Source organism: Streptomyces sp. NPDC059785 (genome assembly GCF_042732375.1).
Lineage (GTDB): Bacteria > Actinomycetota > Actinomycetes > Streptomycetales > Streptomycetaceae > Streptomyces.
This window is the reverse complement of the sequence record NZ_JBHWHV010000029.1, coordinates 64,955-82,378: the sequence shown is the minus strand read 5'-3', so window position 1 is coordinate 82,378 and position 17,424 is coordinate 64,955. Positions and strand designations below refer to the sequence as shown.

General features: G+C 73.3%; 15 protein-coding genes. 7 read left to right on the top strand and 8 right to left on the bottom strand.

The genetic code is table 11. The features are described from left to right. Positions 1–266: 266 nt before the first annotated feature. The 4 genes from ccrA (at position 267) to ACFV6E_RS22485 (ending at position 4,955) form a co-directional block, all read left to right on the top strand. Positions 267–1,646 (top strand): crotonyl-CoA carboxylase/reductase, encoded by a 1,380-nt coding sequence (ccrA, locus tag ACFV6E_RS22500; protein WP_385463970.1) that lies wholly within the window; start codon positions 267–269, stop codon positions 1,644–1,646. Then, on the top strand, positions 1,643–3,352 hold the full coding sequence (locus ACFV6E_RS22495) for a 3-hydroxyacyl-CoA dehydrogenase family protein (RefSeq protein WP_385463967.1): 1,710 nt from the start codon (positions 1,643–1,645) through the stop codon (positions 3,350–3,352). The genes ccrA and ACFV6E_RS22495 overlap by 4 nt, the downstream gene beginning before the upstream one ends. A gap of 107 nt (positions 3,353–3,459) precedes the next feature. After that, positions 3,460–4,779: a glutamate-5-semialdehyde dehydrogenase gene (locus ACFV6E_RS22490; protein ID WP_385162319.1), complete on the top strand. Its 1,320-nt coding sequence runs from the start codon at positions 3,460–3,462 to the stop codon at positions 4,777–4,779. Between the two features lie 11 nt (positions 4,780–4,790). Then, positions 4,791–4,955, top strand: coding sequence for a hypothetical protein (locus ACFV6E_RS22485; RefSeq protein ID WP_385162273.1), 165 nt, complete (start codon positions 4,791–4,793; stop codon positions 4,953–4,955). Between the two features lie 277 nt (positions 4,956–5,232). On the opposite strand, the gene ACFV6E_RS22480 is transcribed toward ACFV6E_RS22485, so the two are convergent. The 6 genes from ACFV6E_RS22480 to ACFV6E_RS22455 all read right to left on the bottom strand — a co-directional run bounded on the left by ACFV6E_RS22480 (position 5,233) and on the right by ACFV6E_RS22455 (position 11,019). Further along, on the bottom strand, positions 5,233–5,895 hold the full coding sequence (locus tag ACFV6E_RS22480; RefSeq protein ID WP_385162271.1) for a response regulator: 663 nt from the start codon (positions 5,893–5,895) through the stop codon (positions 5,233–5,235). Continuing rightward, positions 5,892–7,052 carry a sensor histidine kinase gene (locus ACFV6E_RS22475; protein ID WP_385463965.1) on the bottom strand — a complete coding sequence of 387 codons (1,161 nt, stop codon included), beginning with the start codon at positions 7,050–7,052 and terminating at the stop codon, positions 5,892–5,894. The genes ACFV6E_RS22480 and ACFV6E_RS22475 overlap by 4 nt, the downstream gene beginning before the upstream one ends. Beyond that, on the bottom strand, positions 7,049–7,885 hold the full coding sequence (locus ACFV6E_RS22470; RefSeq protein WP_385464011.1) for a CPBP family intramembrane glutamic endopeptidase: 837 nt from the start codon (positions 7,883–7,885) through the stop codon (positions 7,049–7,051). Before ACFV6E_RS22470 ends, ACFV6E_RS22475 begins: the two co-directional genes overlap by 4 nt. 208 nt (positions 7,886–8,093) lie before the next feature. After that, the gene (gene proB, locus ACFV6E_RS22465; protein WP_385463962.1) at positions 8,094–9,344 is read right to left on the bottom strand and encodes a glutamate 5-kinase; all 1,251 of its coding nucleotides are present in this window, start codon (positions 9,342–9,344) and stop codon (positions 8,094–8,096) included. Between the two features lie 62 nt (positions 9,345–9,406). Further along, positions 9,407–10,369, bottom strand: a complete 963-nt coding sequence (locus tag ACFV6E_RS22460; RefSeq protein WP_385162265.1) for an alpha/beta fold hydrolase — start codon at positions 10,367–10,369, stop codon at positions 9,407–9,409. A gap of 47 nt (positions 10,370–10,416) precedes the next feature. Beyond that, positions 10,417–11,019, bottom strand: coding sequence for a WhiB family transcriptional regulator (locus ACFV6E_RS22455; RefSeq protein ID WP_385463960.1), 603 nt, complete (start codon positions 11,017–11,019; stop codon positions 10,417–10,419). Between the two features lie 659 nt (positions 11,020–11,678). Between ACFV6E_RS22455 and ACFV6E_RS22450 the strand changes: the two genes are divergently transcribed. After that, on the top strand, positions 11,679–12,737 hold the full coding sequence (locus ACFV6E_RS22450) for a type III polyketide synthase (RefSeq protein WP_385463957.1): 1,059 nt from the start codon (positions 11,679–11,681) through the stop codon (positions 12,735–12,737). Between the two features lie 54 nt (positions 12,738–12,791). Here ACFV6E_RS22450 and ACFV6E_RS22445 read toward each other — a convergent pair whose 3' ends face one another. Both ACFV6E_RS22445 and ACFV6E_RS22440 read right to left on the bottom strand, forming a co-directional pair. Then, positions 12,792–13,421 carry a TetR/AcrR family transcriptional regulator gene (locus ACFV6E_RS22445; RefSeq protein WP_385162259.1) on the bottom strand — a complete coding sequence of 210 codons (630 nt, stop codon included), beginning with the start codon at positions 13,419–13,421 and terminating at the stop codon, positions 12,792–12,794. A gap of 407 nt (positions 13,422–13,828) precedes the next feature. Beyond that, positions 13,829–14,434: a TetR family transcriptional regulator gene (locus ACFV6E_RS22440; protein WP_385463955.1), complete on the bottom strand. Its 606-nt coding sequence runs from the start codon at positions 14,432–14,434 to the stop codon at positions 13,829–13,831. Between the two features lie 193 nt (positions 14,435–14,627). Between ACFV6E_RS22440 and ACFV6E_RS22435 the strand changes: the two genes are divergently transcribed. After that, entirely contained in the window at positions 14,628–15,749 is a 1,122-nt protein-coding gene (locus ACFV6E_RS22435) for a 3-oxoacyl-ACP synthase III family protein (RefSeq protein WP_385463952.1), read from the top strand. Between the two features lie 77 nt (positions 15,750–15,826). Continuing rightward, positions 15,827–17,416 (top strand): acyl-CoA carboxylase subunit beta, encoded by a 1,590-nt coding sequence (locus ACFV6E_RS22430; protein WP_385464008.1) that lies wholly within the window; start codon positions 15,827–15,829, stop codon positions 17,414–17,416. Positions 17,417–17,424 lie beyond the last annotated feature (8 nt).

The window sequence follows — 17,424 nt, the reverse complement described above, 5'->3', positions numbered from 1 at the left end:
ACGTACGGAACGTCGAGGGGAATTCACTGGCCATTGAACTCAACTGGCGATGAGTTTCGCACGCCCGGCCGGGCCCGTACAAGGGGGATCGGGTCGGACGTCCTCGTTCCGAGCCTCTTCCGAGGGGTGGCCGCACCCCTTCCGGGGGGTGGCCGGGCCCCCGGGGCGGGCCGGCCGGGGCTTGCTGGGACCCGGTGTTCGTGCAAAACTCCCTACCTGTTGAGTTCACTAAGTGTTGAGTTAATGCCGGAAGGTGGTGCCCGACCATGCGCGAACTGGTGGAGGCGATCGAGTCCCCGGACTCGGTGCCGGCCGATGTGGCGGCCCTGGGAGTCCCCGAGTCCTTCCGGGCGGCCGTCCTCCACAAGGACGAGGTGGGCATGTTCGAGGGGATCGAGCCGCGCGACCGGCGCCCGGCCGACGCCCTGCACATCCAGGACGTGCCGACCCCGGACCCCGGCCCCGGCGAGGTGCTGGTGGCGGTCATGGCGAGCGCCGTGAACTACAACACCGTCTGGAGCGCCCTGTTCTCGCCGGTGCCCACCTTCGCCCTGCTGGAGCGCTACGCCCGCCTCGGCGGCCTGGCCGCCCGGCACGACCAGCCGTACCACGTCATCGGCTCCGACCTGGCGGGCGTCGTCCTCAAATGCGGTCAGGGAGTGCGCCGCTGGGGCGTCGGTGACCGGGTCGTGGCGCACTGCGTCTCGGTGGAACTGGAGCACGCTGAGGGCCACGGCGACCCCATGCTCGACCCCGACCAGCGCATCTGGGGCTACGAGACCAACTACGGCGGACTCGCCGAACTCGCCCTGGTCAAGGCGACCCAGCTGCTGCCGAAGGCGGCACACCTGAGCTGGGAGGAGGCCGCCGCGCCCGGTCTGGTCAACTCCACCGCCTACCGCCAGCTCGTCACCCCCAACGGCGCCGGCCTGAAGCAGGGCGACAACGTCCTGATCTGGGGCGCGAGCGGCGGACTCGGCTCCTACGCCACCCAGCTCGCGGTGGCCGGCGGCGCCAACCCGATCTGCGTCGTCTCCTCGCCCGAGAAGGCGGCCCTGGCCCGCGAACTGGGCGCCGAGCTGATCATCGACCGCAGGGCGGAGGGCTACCGCTTCTGGCGCGACCCGGCCACCCAGGACCCCGGGGAATGGCGGCGGTTCGGCTCCCGCATCCGGGAGCTGACCGGCGGCGAGGACGTCGACATCGTCTTCGAGCACCCGGGGCGCGAGACCTTCGGCGCCTCCGTCTACGTCACCCGCAAGGGCGGCACCATCGTCACCTGCGCCTCCACGGCCGGCTACACCCACGAGTACGACAACCGCTACCTGTGGATGTCCCTCAAGCGCATCGTCGGCTCGCACTGCGCCAACTACCGCGAGGCGTGGGAGGCCAACCGGCTCGTCGCCAAGGGCCGTATCCACCCCACCCTGTCCCGTACGTACGCCCTCGCCGACGTCGGCCGGGCCGTGCAGTCGATCCACCGCAACGAGCACCACGGCAAGGTCGGCGTGCGCTGCCTCGCCCCCGCCGAGGGCCTCGGGATCACCGACCCCGAGTTCCGCGCCCGCCACGAACACGCCATCAACCGCTTCCGCAGCCCGGAACCCGCCACCGCGGCGCCCCTCCTGAGCGGAGCCGCGGCATGAACGCCCGCGCCTCAGCGGCCACCGTCGGCATCGTCGGGCTCGGCACCATCGGCACCGCGCTCGCCCGCCGTCTGGTGGACGCCGGGCACCCGGTCCTGGTCAAGGAGGTGCGCCCCGAGGCCGCCGAGCGGCTGCACCGGATCTTCGACGGCTCCGGCGCGGACCGGGGCCGGATCCGGCTCGTCGCCGACTGGGCGGGACTCGCCCCGGCCGACGTGGTGGTGGAGGCGGTGCCCGAGCGGCGCGAGACCAAGGTGGAGGTGCTGCGCGCCCTCGACCGGGTCTGCCCGCCCGGCACCGTCCTGGTCAGCAGCGCCGCCGCCCTCTCGCTCACCGACCTCGCCGCCGCCTCCGGGCGTCCCGGCCGGCTCGTCGGCCTGCACCTCGCGCTGCCCACCGCGGGCCTCGCCGAGATCGGCCGCACGGTCATGACCGACGACACCGCCCTGGACGCGGTGTGCGCGCTGGCGGACGGCATCGGACTGCGCCGGGTGACGGTCGGCGACCGGGCCGGGCTCATCTCCACCGCCCTGCTGTTCGGCTTCCTCAACCAGGCCGTCGACATGTACGACCAGCGGTTCGCCGGACGCGACGACATCGACGCCGCCATGCGGTACGGCTGCGGACTGCCGCTCGGCCCGCTGCAACTGCTCGACCTCATCGGCACCGACACCGCCTGCGACATCCTCGGCGTGCTCTCCGCGCGGTGGTCCGAACCGGCGCTCCAGCCCGCCCGCAGGCTGCGGCACATGGCCCTCGCCGGACTGCTGGGCCGCAAGTCGGGCCGGGGCTTCTACGACTACCGCGAAACCCCGGACCTTGCCGCCGCCCCCGCCCGCACCGCGCCCGACGCGGCGCCGCTGCGCACGGTCGGCATCGTCGGCACCGGCACCATGGCCACCGGCATCGCCGAGGTACTGGTCAAGGGCGGCTTCCCCACCGTGCTGGTCGGCCGCACCGACGCGCGCGCGAAGGCCGCCCGCGACGCGGTGGCCGCCTCCACGGCCCGTGCCGTACGGCGCGGCAAGCTGACGGAAGAGGAACGCGCCGCCGCCCTTGAGCGGCTGGTGCCGAGCGGCGACCTCGTACAACTGGCCGACCGGGACCTGGTGATCGAGGCCATCGCCGAGGACCTCGACGTCAAGAAGCCGCTCTTCCGCAGGCTGGGGGAGCTGTGCCGGCCCGGCGCGCTGCTCGCCACCACCACCTCCAGCCTGCCGGTGATCGAGTGCGGTCTCGCCTCCGGGCGCCCCGAGGACGTGATCGGCCTGCACTTCTTCAACCCGGCACCCCTGATGCGGCTGGTCGAGGTGATCCCCTCGCTGGAGACCTCGGCCCACCACACCGGCACGGCACGACAGTTGTGCCTGCGGCTCGGCAAGCACCCGGTGCAGTGCGCCGACCACCCCGGGTTCATCGTGAACGCCCTGCTCTTCCCCTACCTCAACGGCGCCGTCCGGCTGACCGAGAGCCACTACGCCACCGCGGACGAGATCGACGACGTGATGAAGCTGGGCTGCGGCTACCCGCTCGGCCCGTTCGAACTGCTCGACATCATCGGCCTCGACATCTCGCTCAGCATCCAGCGCGTCCTGCACGACGCGGACCGGCAGCCGCGCTCCGTGCCCGCGCCCCTGCTGGGCCACCTGGTCGCGGCCGGCCGCGCGGGCCGCAAGTCGGGAGCGGGCTTCCGCGTCTACGGCTGACGGGCTCCCGCCGCACCCCTCCACGAAGGAGAACGCCCATGCAGAGGTCCGGCTCCGGCCGAGCACCGGCCGCGCCCGCCGGTGAGGCCGACACCCTCGCCCACGCGATGCTGTCCGAACTGACCGGCACCGTCGCCGCTCTCACCGGGGACCCGGCCGCCGGTCCCGTCCGCGCCGCCGCGCTGGCCGCCCGCGCCGCCGCCGGGCGGCTCGCCACCACGACCGGGGCCGAACGCGCCGCCGCGCTGACGGCCGTCGCGGACCGGCTGGAGACGGACGCGGCGGACGTCGTCGCCGCGAACCGGCGCGACCTGGCGGCGGCCCGCGAGGCCGGGCAGCCGGAGACCGTACGGGACCGGCTGACCCTGACCCGGCCGCACCTGGCGGCGCTCGCCGCGACGGTGCGCGCCCTGGCCGGCGCCCCCGACCCGCTCGGCGAGACCGTGCGCGGCGCCGTCATGCCCAACGGCCTGGAGGTACGGCGGATCACCGTGCCCCTCGGCGTCGTCGGCATGATCTACGAGGGCCGGCCCAACGTCACCGTCGACGCCGCCGCGCTCTGCCTCAAGAGCGGCAACGCGGCCCTGCTGCGCGGCTCCTCGACCGCCCGGCACACCAATGCGGCCCTGGTGCACGTCATCCGCGGGGCCCTCGCGGACACCTCCGTGCCGGCCGACGCCGTACAGCTCGTACCGGGCACGACCCACGCCTCCGTGCACGCGCTGATGTCGCTGCGCGGCCTGGTGGACCTGCTCGTCCCGCGCGGCGGAGCCGACCTCATCCGGGCGACGGTCCGCGGCTCCGCGGTCCCCGTCATCGAGACGGGCGTCGGCAACTGCCATGTGTACGTGGACGAACACGCCGACCAGGACAAGGCGCTGGCCGTCCTGCTGAACGCCAAGACGCACCGCCCGTCCGTGTGCAACGCCGCCGAGTCGCTGCTCGTCCACGAGGCCGTCGCGCCCGGGTTCCTGCCCCGGGCGCTGACCGCGCTCGCCGGGCACGGCGTCACCGTGCACGGCGACGCGCGGGTGCGGGCGTACCACCCGGCGGTGCTGCCCGTCACGGAGGACGACTGGGGCCGCGAGTACCTGGCCCTGGAGATCGCGGCGGGCGTGGTCGGATCGCTGGACGAGGCCGTCGCTCACATCCGGCGGTACGGCAGCGGGCACACCGAGGCCATCGTCACCGACTCGGCGAGCGCCGCCCGCCGGTTCGTGGCGGCCCTGGACACCGCGGTCGTCGCCGTCAACGCCTCCACCCGCTTCGCCGACGGCGGTGAGCTCGGGCTAGGCACCGAACTCGGCATCTCCACCCAGAAACTGCACGCGCGCGGCCCGATGGGGCTGACCGCGCTGACCACCACCAAGCACGTCCTCACGGGCGACGGGCACGTCCGGGGCGGAGCCGCCGCCCCCACGCTGTAGGAGGTCCGGTCATGCACGTACGCATCATCACCGCGGCGCAGCCCTCCGGCTGGCTCCTGTACGAGGAGGAGTCCCGCCCGGAGCGGCCCGCCGCGACGGTCCCGGCGCCCTGGCTGGGCCTGGCCGGGGTCGACGACGATCCCGCGGAGTTCCACATCGTCCGCGGGATCGACTAGCCGCCAGTCAGATGTCACCGGCGGTCAGTGGCGACGGTGCCGAACGCCTGAAGCGCCAGCACGTCCGCCGCAGCCACCACGCCCTGACGGCGGGCACGGACGACCACGAACGCCCGTAAGAGTGGCGCATCTGACGTTACGTCAGTAACGGGCCGCCGAGGCCGTCGCGTCGCCGGTCACAGGCTCGGACGGCCATGCCTCTGTGACAGGCATCCTCGGACGACCGGGCCGCGGCGGTAGGCGCCCTCGGACGACCGGGCCCCGGCGGTAGGCACCCTCAGACGACCAGGCCCTGACGGTAGGCGTAGACGACCGCCTGGACTCGGTCGCGCAGGCCCAGCTTGGCGAGGATGCGGGAGACGAAGGTCTTCACGGTCTCCGGGCTGATCGAGAGGGCCGAGGCTATCTCGACGTTGGAGAGGCCGTCCGCGATCAGCCGCAGCACCTCCTGCTCCCGGGGCGTCAGCGGGACGTCCCGCGGCGCGCCGCCCTCGGCGGGCCGGATCCGCGCCGCGTACCTGCCCACCAACTGGCGCGTCACCTCCGGGTCGAGCAGCGCCGCACCCGTGGCCACCGTACGGATCCCGTGCAGCAGCCGGTCCGGCGGCGCGTCCTTCAGCAGGAAGCCGCTCGCCCCCGCCCGCAGCGCCTCGTAGACGTACTCGTCCAGGTTGAACGTCGTCACCACGAGGACCTTGACCGGGTGCGGCACCCCCGCGCCGGCCAGCAGCCGGGTGGCGTCGATGCCGTCGAGCACCGGCATCCGCACATCCATCACCACGACGTCCGGGCGCAGCCGCTCGGCGAGATCGACCGCGGCCTGTCCGTCGCCGCACTCGCCCGCCACCTCCAGATCGGGCTGGGCGTCGATGATCGTCGCGAGGCCGGTGCGGATCATCACCTGGTCGTCGCAGACCAGGACCCGGATCGGCGCCGTCACGTCAGGCTCCCCGCCGGTATCCGGGCCCGCACGACGAAGCCGCCGTCCGGCCGCCGCTGCGCCCGGAAGTCGCCGCCCAGGACGTCGACCCGCTCGCGCAGACCGGCCAGCCCCCGCCCGCTGCCGCCGGGCGAGGCGGTCCGTGACCCGGACCCGTCCGTGCTGATCTCCACGGTGATCTCCTTCGCGCCGTGGCGCACCCGCACCGAGGTCCGGCCGCCGTGGGCGTACTTGAGGGCGTTCGTCAGGGCTTCCTGCACGACCCGGTAGGCCACGAGATCGGCGCTGCCGGTCGCCTCCGCGGGCGTGCCCTCCTCGCTGAACTCCACCGGCTGGCCCGCCCTGCGGGTCTGCTCGACGAGCGTGAGGAGTCTGCCGACGGGCGGCGTCCGGTCCCCGGAACCGGTGCCGTGGTCGGGGTTGAGCAGGTCGAGCAGGTGCCGCAGGTCGGTGATGGCCCGCCGGCCGGTGTCGCTGACGGCGGTCAGGGTCTGCTCCAGCCGCTCGGGCGCGGCGGTCAGATAGCGGGCCGCCTCGGCCTGGACGACCATCGCCGTCACATGGTGGGTCACCACGTCGTGCAACTCAGCGGCGATACGCGTCCGTTCGGCCGTACGCGCGTCCTCGGCGGCCCTGGCCCGCCGCTCGTCCTCCGCGATCCGGGAGGACCGCAGCCACGTCCCGATGCCCCACGCCAGGACCAGCGCCAGGTAGAACGTCACGAACTCGACCACCGGCTCGCCCGGACCGGCCCGGTGGAAGGCCACGGCCAGCAGGACGAAGGCCACGGACAGCGCCACCGCGGTGACCTGCCGGCGCCGCTCCAGCCGCGAACTCAGGGTCAGCAGCGCGACCGGCAGGGCGGAGCCCGCGAGGGTGTGGTAGCCGCGGAGCTGGTCGGCGGCGAAGCCGAGCGACACCAGGGCGAGACACCACAGGGGCCACCGGCGGCGCACGGCGAGCGGCAGGGTCTCGAACGCCACCGCCGCGACGGCCACCGCGTCCGAGGGACGGTCCGGCACGCCGCCGAGCTGGGTCCCGTGGTTGTGGAACGCCGGCACCAGCGACAGCACGAAGCACACCAGGGCGAGCGGGAGGTCCCGGACCACGACGTCCAGCCGGCGCCACAGCTCGGGCACCCGTCGAGAACTGATCACCGGGAGAGTGTAGTTGCGGCCTGCGCCCGGGCCGCGCGCCGGCGGAGGGGGGCCAGATGGCCGCGCCTGCGGGCCAGCCACATGAACACGAGCGTCGCCAGCACACCGAACATGACCGAGTACACACTCGCCTCGGGACCGAACTCGCCGCCCGTGATCAGCTCCGGACCCGACGTCGTGGAGTCCAGCAGCCCCCGCGCGGTGTCGTTGCCCGAGACCTCCGTGCTGAAGATGCCGGCCTCCGCGTAGTTCCACCCGAAGTGCAGGCCGATGGGGACCCAGAGGTTGCGGGTGGCCACGTACGCGCCGGTGAGCATGGAGCCGGCCTCGACCGCGATGGCGAGGGCGCCCCACACGGTGGCGTTCGGGTTGAGCAGGTGCGACAGACCGAAGAGCAGGCCGGTCAGGACCAGCGCGATCCAGGTGCCCATCCGTTCCTCGGCTATGCGGAACAGGACGCCCCGGTACATCACTTCCTCCGTCACGGCCGCCGCGGCCATGAAGCCGATCAGCCCTATGGCTCCCGTCAGCGAGGCCCGGCCGTGGACGTCGTAGTACCCGGAGGTGAACAGGTTCGTCATGACGGCGCTGAACAGCGCGACGCCGATCAGCGTCCCCCGGCCGAGCGCCGCCCCGGCGCCCTCCCGGGCCAGCTCCGTGACCGGGCGGCCCTCGGACCACGCCACCACCCACCGGTAGACGAGCACCGAGAGCACCGCCGTCAGCAGGCCGATCGCGAGCGTGAGCCACGCGTTCCCCTCCACCGCGGCCATGCCCTGCCCGCCGACGGCGGCGACCGCCACGACGGCCACGAGCTGCCAGACCAGCCTCAGCTTCGACCTCATCAGGACCCCTTCACCAGCCTTCACCGGACCGCCGCGGCCGGAGCGCCGCGAGCGAAGCCCCGCGACTGGTGAAAACGCTACGGATCACAAGGCCCGGGATCGTCACCGCTGAGAGGGCATTTGCACGTAGCTCGCACGGGGGACAGGGGGTGACTGCGGGAGTGAGAACAGGGGGTCGTAGGTCGTAAGGGGATGTTCACTCCGCCGCTGTCCTGACGCGGATCCGTATGCGGGCGGCGGGCGGTGCCGAGGCGTCGCCGGTCGGCACGGCGTCGTTGGAGGAGTCGGAGGGGTCGGAGGGGAGGGCGCCGGTCAGGGGGACCACGTCCGCCCGCGGGACGACTTCGAGGCCCGGCCGGCCGCGCAGCCGCGTCAGTTCCCGCGCGTCCAGGCCGATGAGGGCGCGGGCCACCACGCGGCCCGCCTCGTCGAGCAGTTCCACCGGGTCGCCCGCGGTGAAGTTCCCCTCGACGCGGGTGATCCCGGCCGCGAGCAGCGGCCCGTGGCGTCCGGCCACGGTGCGGGCGGCGCGCGCGGTCAGCCGGACCGCGCCGCGGGGGCTGCTGGCGTGCTCCAGCCAGAGCAGGTGGTCGGCGGCCCGCTCGCCGGTGCGGTGGAACAGGGTGCCGATCTCCCGCCCGGCCAGCGCGCCGGCCGCGTGCCGGGCCGCCGTGAGGACGACGGGGATGCCCGCGTCGGTCGCGATCCGCGCCGCCTCCACCTTCGTCACCATGCCGCCGGTGCCGACTCCGGAGCTGCCCGCACTGCCGATCTCCACCTCCGTCAGATCCCGGGGGCCGTGCACCTCGCGCAGCCGCCGGGACCCGGGTCTGCGCGGGTCGCCGTCGTAGAGCCCGTCGACGTCGGAGAGCAGCACCAGCAGGTCGGCGCGGACCAGATGCGCGACCAGGGCGGCGAGCCGGTCGTTGTCGCCGAACTTGATCTCGGCGGTGGCCACGGTGTCGTTCTCGTTGACCACCGGTACCGCGCCCATGGCGATGACCTGGGCCAGCGCCCGGTAGGCGTTGCGGTAGTGGGCGCGGCGGCCGATGTCGTCGGCGGTCAGCAGGACCTGGCCGACCCGCAGCCCGTACCGGGCGAACGAGGCCGTGTAACGGGCGACCAGGAGCCCCTGTCCGACACAGGCCGCCGCCTGCTGTCCGGCCAGGTCGCGCGGCCGTTCGCCGAGCCCGAGCGGCGCGAGCCCCGCGGCGATCGCGCCCGAGGAGACGAGGACGACCTCCGTGCCCGCCGCACGGGTCCGCGCGAGGACGTCGACCAGGGCGTCCACCCGGTCGGAGTCGAGCCCCCCGGCGGCCGTGGTGAGCGAGGACGAGCCGACCTTGACCACGACCCGACGGGCGGTCAGGACATCGGCACGCAGACCCGTACGGTGGCCCCCACCACCGTACGGGCCACCCTCCGGTCCGTCTTGCGGACCAGCCACCGGGGTGTCTTGCGGACCAGCCTCCGGGGCGTCCTCCGGGATACCGAGCCGGGCGCCGGTCATCACGCCACCGCCCCGGCCAGGGCGAGGTTCCCGGACCCCGTCCGGGCGCTCTCGCGCAGCAGCGCGTGCACGGTCTCCACGACGAGTACGGGCCGCTCGTACGGCAGGTCGTGGCCCTGGCCCGGCACCGTCTGGAGCGCCGCCCCGGGGATGTCCGCGGCCAGGCGCCGGGCCTGTGCGGGCGGGGTGACGCAGTCCAGGGCGCCGACCAGGACCCGGGTGGGCACCCCGGCGAGCGCGCCGAGCAGGCCCGCGCAGTCGTGCGTGGTCAGCGCGGCGTAGAACTCCGCGATGGCCGTCGCGGGGATGTCCCGGAAGGCGCGTGCGCCCTCGCGGACGCTGTCGGTGTGCGGTCCCGCGCCGAACACCGCGCGCCACAGCGGCGCGGTGTTCGGGTGCGACAGCGGCCCGGTGAGCAGCCGGTGCACGGTCCTGGCGGAACGGGGCGAGCGCAGCAGCCCGTCGGCGACCCGCCGGCGGGCCCGGGCGAGCCGGCGCAGCGCCGCGGTGCCGGGCAGGGTGTCCGGCACGGTCAGCCCCTCGGTCACCTCGTTCAGGCAGGTCGAGAAGAGTCCGACGCCCGTCACCCGGGTGCCGAGGAGCGCGGGACGGTGCGCGGCGAGCTGCTGGACGGCCATGCCTCCCATGGAGTGTCCGATCAGAATCAGGGGCCCGTCGCCGGGCACCGCCTCGGTGAGTACGCGCGACAGGTCCCGGCCGAGCAGGGCCATGTCGAGCGGGGCGGTGCCGCGGCCGGAACGGCCGTGCCCGCGCTGGTCGTAGGCGATCGCGCGGACCGCGGGGAAGCCCGCCCGCGGGCGGGTCAGCGCGTCGATGTGCGGCCGCCAGTCCTGCGCGGTCACGGTCCAGCCGTGGCACAGCAGCACGGTGGCCGCGGCGCCCCGGGCCTCATGGGTGTAGACGGCGAGTTCGGCGCCGTCCTCGGTCATCACCGAGCGCACCGGAGGACGGTGCGCCGGACGCCGGTGCCATACCGCCGGACCGCCCGTCATGACGTACGACCGGACTCGCCGGCGAGCGCCCCGTCCTCGCGCGTACGGTGCTTGCGCCGCCCCCGGGACGCCCCGTGTTCCGGCGGTCGGATCCGGACGTGGGCCGACGCGAACTCCGCCGTCCTGAGCGCCTGTTGTACCTGGCCGAAGGACAACCCGAGCGCTCTGGCGATCCGGCCGGGGCTCCATCCCCGCCGGTGCAGGAACCAGACATACGCGGGGCGCAGGCGGGGCGGTGCGTCGATGCGCCGGCCGCCGTTCGCCAGGAACGCCGCGAGGTCGGAGGTCATCGCACTCAGCGTGGACGCGATGCGCAGCACTTCGCGGCGTTCGCGGACGTTGAGCCCGCCCCAGATGCCGGTGATCTCGCCGTTGCGCAGCGCCTCGCGCAGGCACGGCTCGGACACCGGGCAGCCGGCGCACAGCCGCTTGGCGGTGGCCTCGCGGTCGTCGCCGGTGCCCCCGGCGGGCGGGAAGAAGGTGTCGGGGTCGGCCTCGCGGCAGGCCGCGCGCTCCACCCAGGGGTCGGTGTCCGCACGGTGGTGCGCCGGTGCGTGCATGGCGGTCGGCCCTTCCTCGGTGGTGGCGGGGAGGTTCACTCTCCCGAGGCTAAACTCAACAGCCAATGATTTCAATGCCCGTTGACTTCAATGCCGGCCCCTGTGCGGCTCCGCCGCCGACCATGCGGCGGAACGCACTGCCGACCGCGCGACGGACGCACTCTCGACCGTGCGGCGGAACGCACTGCCGACCGCGCGGCGGAACGCACTGCCGGCTCCGTCGAACGGCGTCGATCTCCGTACCCGAATGTGTGTGGAAGCCGGAGAAGTGTTGGCCGTCGGATGGATTCCACGCCTGTTGAAATAGGGGCTTGCTGTAGTCAACTCGGCTGGCGTACGGTCGAGTTGGCTTCGACCGCCGGGCCATTGAGCCCCGGGAAGCGCTGGCGGACGTGTCCGGGCCCCTGACCCGGCACCCCCATCGTTCGCAGCGCACCCGCACGGCGCGATTCCCGTTCCGCGTTGCTCTGCATCACGCGCCATCCGAGCTCGACTTACCTCATCCGCGCTGTCCGGCGCTCCCAACGGGGGAGCACGACAAGGCACCTGGAGGGTGTTGTGCGTGCGAAGACTTCCTTACCGCCAACCGCTGAACCGGCCGACGGGTCCACCTCGAACGGTGACACCCCGAGACACCGGCCCGCAGGCCACGGCCCCGCCTGGGCACCGGCCGCCGCACGGGGCGCACTGGAGGCCGCATGCCGGCCGTGAGCGCACCCGTCATCGCACTGCCCCGCTTCCAGGTGGGCACCGAAGAAGTCCTGGACCTGCTCGGCGAGTTGTATCCCGACCACCCGAGGCTGTCCGACGTCTGCCGGGCCGTCCGGTCCACGACCGTGCGCTCGCGCTGGTTCTCCCGTCCGCCCGGCGAGCAGTTCGCCGGTGACCTGTCCGTCCGGGAGCGGGCCCGCGCGCACCTGCGCGACTCGCTGGAGCTGGCGGAGAGCGCCGCCCGGCAGGCGCTCATCGAGTCCGGGCTCGAACCGGGCGACATCGACGGCCTGGTGGTCACCAGCTCCACCGGCCACACCATGCCGGGACTCGACATCCCGCTGATCGAACGGCTCGGCCTCCCGCACACCGTCCGCCGGGTCCCGGTGACCCAACTCGGCTGTCTGGGCGGTGCGTTCGCGCTGGTGTGGGCCACGTCCATGGTGACCGCCCGGCCCGGTTCGAAGGTGCTGATCGTCTGCGCGGACGTCTTCAGCCACTATCTGAACCCCGCCGACACCGGCATGGACGGCATGATCTTCAAGGGCCTGCTCGGAGACGCGGCGGGCGCCTGCGTCGTACGCGCCGAGGCCACCGGTCCCCGGATGGAACTCGCCGAGTCCTGGCAGTGCGTCATACCCGGCACCCGCGACGTCGTCGGTACCCACGTCGACGGCGGCGGGCTGCACACCCACAACTCGCCCTGTCTGCCGGGCGTCGTGGAGAAGGGGGTGCGGCGGCTGGCCGAGTGGCTGGGGCGTCAGGCACCCGCGGGGACCGATCCCGTACCGCGGTTCGTCGTCTCGCACACCGGCAGCCCCAAGATACTCGACGCCGTCGTCGCGGGTCTGGGCTGCGATCCCGCCGCGGTCGACCTCTCCCGTGACTCGCTGCGCGACGTGGGCAACATCGGTTCGGTCTCGGTCCTCGACGTGCTCGAACGCACCTTCGCCAAGCAGCCGCCCGACGGGGCCGACGGGGTCCTGCTCGCGGTGGGCCCCGGCGTCTCGCTCATCGGCCTGAAGACCGTCTGGCACGTGGACTGAGACCGGGGACCGGGGGTCCGTCCCGGGCGGCCGGCCGCCGGCCGCCCGGACGGGTCAGTCCGCGTCCTGCCCGGCGGTGCGCGGATCGAGAGTGGTCAGGCGCAGCTCGACGGCGGGGATCACCCAGTCGAGGAAGTCCTGGTACTCCATCGTGGCCAGCGGGTGGACCTTGAGGATGTAGCGCATGATGGCCAGCCCGGCCAGATGCCCCGAGGCCAGTGCCGCGCGGATCTCGGCGTTCGGATGGTTGCGGTAACCCGACTGCCCCGACCAGCTCTTGATACTGGACTCGACGCGGTCGCGCAGTACGTCGATGGTGGCGCTGTCGGCGAGGCCCGCCCGGTAGATGGCGGTCATCGCATAGCGCGTCTCCTCGTTCTCCCAGAACGACAGGTAGGTCTGGGCGAGCCAGGCCGCCTCCGCCGTGTGGTCCTCCGCCTCGGGCGGCGGCACGTTGTCGAAGAGGTTGGAGACGCTGAGGGACGAGTTGATCGCCGCGTAGAACACTCCCTCCTTGTTGTCGAAGAAGTGGTGCACCAGGGCCGGGTCGACCTGGGCGTCCTCCGCGATCGCGCGGATGGTGGTCCGTGCGTAACCCCGGTCGGCGAAGAGGTGCAGGGCCGACTGGAGGATCTGTTCTCTCGTGCCGCTGTCGCCGGGGCGGCGCCCGCTGCGCGCACGCACCGGGCGTGGTTTCTTCGCCGCCGGAGCTGCGGCCCGCCCGGGGGAGGCGGACTTCCGTGCGGTGTTCGGCGAACCGTCTGTGCGCCTGGGTGTCATGGGATCACTGCACTTCGGGGGTGACGTGAGCGGTTAATTCACTGGGTAGTGAAAACCATCCTAGCAGGCGTTTCCCCTGTATTCCATTCATTGGGCGCCCGGTAAGTGCGGCTTCGTGTCCGGCCGTTGGTGTGCTGTACGGCCGGGGTCCGGGCGCCGTTCACCGCGTGTCGCGGGGGAGCGGCCGGTGCTGCCGCCTTCGCTCGCCTCGCCGCCTCCGCCGCCTTCGGTACGCTCCCTGCCTCCCGGCGCGCTCCCCGCCCTCGCGGTCCTCGGCGCCCTCGCCGCCGGCCCGGTCCTCCGGTCCGGCCTCACTCCGGGGCGTCGCTCGCGAGCAGCGTCCGCCGCAGTCCCGGCGTGATCGCGCCGATCACCGTCTCCAGGTCCGCCGCGGCCACGGAGTCCACTGTCCAGATGTGCCGGGCGAAGGCTACTCCGCCGAGCTGGGCGCCGAAGAGGGCGGTGCGCAGTTCGGCGTCCGCGCCGGGCAGCTCCCGGTCGACCTGTCCGTTCAGGATCAGCGTGACGCGTTCGCGCAGTACCTGGGAGGCATCCTTGTCGGAGAACGCCACCCGGTACAGCTCGACCATCGGGGACTCCTCCTCGTTCGGCTCCCACAGCGCCAGATAGGTGCGGGCGAGCCGGGCCGGCAGGTCCTCGTCCGGACCGCCGGCCACCGCGGGGCCGAGGATGCCGGCCACCTTGACGGTCCGCTCGATCAGGGCGCCGAAGACCGCGGCCTTGCCGGGCAGCAGGTCGCGGGCGTACTCCTCGGTCAGTCCGGCCCGTTCCGCGATGTCCGCGAAGCCCGTCTGCCGGTAGCCGACGCGGGTGAAGAGGGTGCGGCCCGCGGAGATCAGTGCCTGGGTCGCCTCCGCCCGGGCCCCGGCCTCGGTCTCTGCGCTGATGACGGTCATGGCTGTGATCCCCCTTGGGGTGCGGCGGTGTGGTCGTGGTGGGGGGTGGGGTGGGACGGGCGCCGTACGATTAATTCATTTCTCAGTGAACTCCTGAGCTGTTGAATTTGTCAAGCGGCTCTGCGATGATTTCAACGCCCGGTGAGTTAACCCGGTGGGTCCGCTGTGGCTCGCCGCTGCCCGAGGAGGGATCGTGCAGTCCATCGGCATCATCGGAGTGGGCTCGTACCTGCCCGAGGCCATCATCAGCAACGCGGAGATCGGGCTCGGCGCCGGCGTGACCGACGAGTGGATCGTCCGCAAGACCGGAATCCGCGAGCGGCGCCGCGCCGCCCCGCACGAGGCCACCTCGGACCTGGCCGTCGCCGCCGCCCGGCGTGCCCTGCGCCGCGCCGGACTGACCGCGGACCAGCTCGCCTACGTGGTCGTCGCCACCTCCACCCCCGACCACCCGCAGCCCGCCACGGCCGCCCTCGTGCAGCACCGCATCGGGGCCCGCCGGGCGGCCGCCTTCGACGTCAACGCCGTGTGCAGCGGCTTCGTCTACGCCCTGAAGACGGTCGAGAAGCTGCTCGCCGGCGCGGCCGAGGGCGAACCGCGCCACGGGCTCGTCATCGGCGCCGACGTCTACTCCCGCATCCTCGACTACGGCGACCGCCGCACCGCCGCGCTGTTCGGCGACGGCGCCGGGGCCACCGTCCTCGGCCCGGTCGCGCCCGGCCTCGGCCTGCGCGAGATCTCCCTGGTCTCCCGCGGCGACGCGCACCATCTGATCGAGGTCACCGCGGGCGGCAGCCGCCGTCCGCCGTCCCCGCAGACCGTCAGCGACGGCGACCACTGGTTCCGGATGGACGGCCGGGGCGTGCGCTCCTTCGTCACCCGCACCCTCCCGTACGAGACCGGCCGGCTGCTGCGCCGGGCCGGTGTCTCCCCGGACGCCGTCCGGCACTTCGTCCCGCACCAGGCGAACGGCATCATGCTCGCCGAACTCTGGCCGGACCTCGGCCTGCCCCGCGCCGCCCTCCACCTGACCCTGGAGCGGTACGCCAACACCGGCGCCGCCTCCGTGCCGGTCACCCTCGCCGAGATGGACCGCGAGGGCGTGACCGCGCCCGGCGACCTGGTGGTGCTCGCCGCGTTCGGGGGCGGCATGAGCCTCGGCATCGCCCTGCTGAACTGGGCGCTGGGGCAGCGTGACGGCGCGTTGCCGGACGGGTCGGCGGAGCGGCACGACGGTGCGCCGCCGCCCGGCGTGGACTCCTCGGCGGGTCATCTCCTCACGGTCGGCGACCGTCTCTCGCCGCTCGCGCCGTGACCGCCGACACGGCCGCCGTGGCGGCGGTCTCCGCGGAGCCCGGACCGGAGCAGGCGTCGGAGCAGGCGCCGAGTCAGGTGTCAGGGCCGAGGTCCGAGCCGGTGTCCGAACTGGAGCCGGACATCAGGGGGCGGGTGGCGCGGCTGCACGCGCTGCGGGCCGAGGCCGCGGCGGGACCGAACGCGAGGGCCACCGCGGCGCAGCACGCGAAGGGCAAGCTCACCGCCCGCGAACGTATCGAACTGCTGCTGGACGAGGACTCGTTCACGGAGGTCGAACCGCTGCGCAGGCACCGGGCCACGGGCTTCGGCATGGAGGACCGCAGGCCCTGGACCGACGGTGTGATCACCGGCTGGGGCACCGTCCACGGGCGGACCGTCTTCGTCTACGCCCACGACTTCCGCATCTTCGGCGGTGCCCTCGGGGAGGCGCACGCCGAGAAGATCCACCGCATCATGGACCGCGCGGTCGCCGCCGGTGCCCCGCTCGTCTCGCTGAACGACGGCGCGGGCGCCCGTATCCAGGAGGGCGTGACCGCGCTGTCCGGCTACGGCGGCATCTTCAGCCGCAACGCCCGCGCCTCCGGGGTGATCCCGCAGATCTCCGTGATGCTCGGGCCCTGCGCGGGCGGCGCCGCCTACAGCCCCGCGCTCACGGACTTCGTCTTCATGGTGCGCGAGACGTCGCAGATGTTCATCACGGGACCCGACGTGGTGGAGACGGTCACCGGGGAGAAGGTGACCCTGGGCGGCCTCGGCGGCGCCGACGTGCACGCCGAGGTGTCGGGCGTCGCGCACTTCGCGTACGACGACGAGCGGACGTGTCTGGAAGAGGTCCGCTACCTGCTCTCCCTGCTCCCGCAGAACAACCGGGAGACCGCGCCCGCCGCCCTCCCCGAGGACCCGCCGGACCGGCACTGCGACGCCCTGCTCGACCTGGTGCCGGTCGGCGGCCACCGCCCGTACGACATGCGGCGGGTGATCGAGGAGATCGTGGACGACGGCGAGTACCTGGAGATCCACGAGCGCTGGGCGGCCAACGTGATCGTCGCGCTCGCCCGCCTCGGCGGCCAGGTGGTAGGCATCGTCGCCAACCAGCCCCTGGTCCTGGCGGGAGTACTGGACATAGACGCGAGTGAAAAAGCGGCGCGCTTCGTCCAGATGTGTGACGCCTTCAACATCCCCCTCGTCACCCTCGTCGACGTCCCGGGCTTCCTGCCCGGCGTCGGCCAGGAGCACAACGGCATCATCCGGCGCGGCGCGAAACTCCTGTACGCCTACTGCAACGCCACGGTGCCCCGGATCTCCCTGATCCTGCGCAAGGCGTACGGCGGCGCGTACATCGTCATGGACTCCCGCTCCGTGGGCGCCGACCTGTCCTTCGCCTGGCCGTCCAACGAGATCGCGGTGATGGGGGCGGAGGGCGCCGCCAACGTGATCTTCCGTCGGCAGATCCGGGCAGCCGACGATCCGGAGGAGACGCGGCGCCGGCTGGTGAAGGAGTACCGGGCCGAGCTGATGCACCCGTACTACGCCGCCGAACGCGGTCTGCTCGACGACGTCGTCGACCCGGCCGACACCCGCCGCGTCCTCGTCGAGTCGCTGCGCATGCTCCGCGCGAAACACGCGGACCTGGCCCCCCGCAAACACGGCAACCCACCGCAATAGCAGAGCAG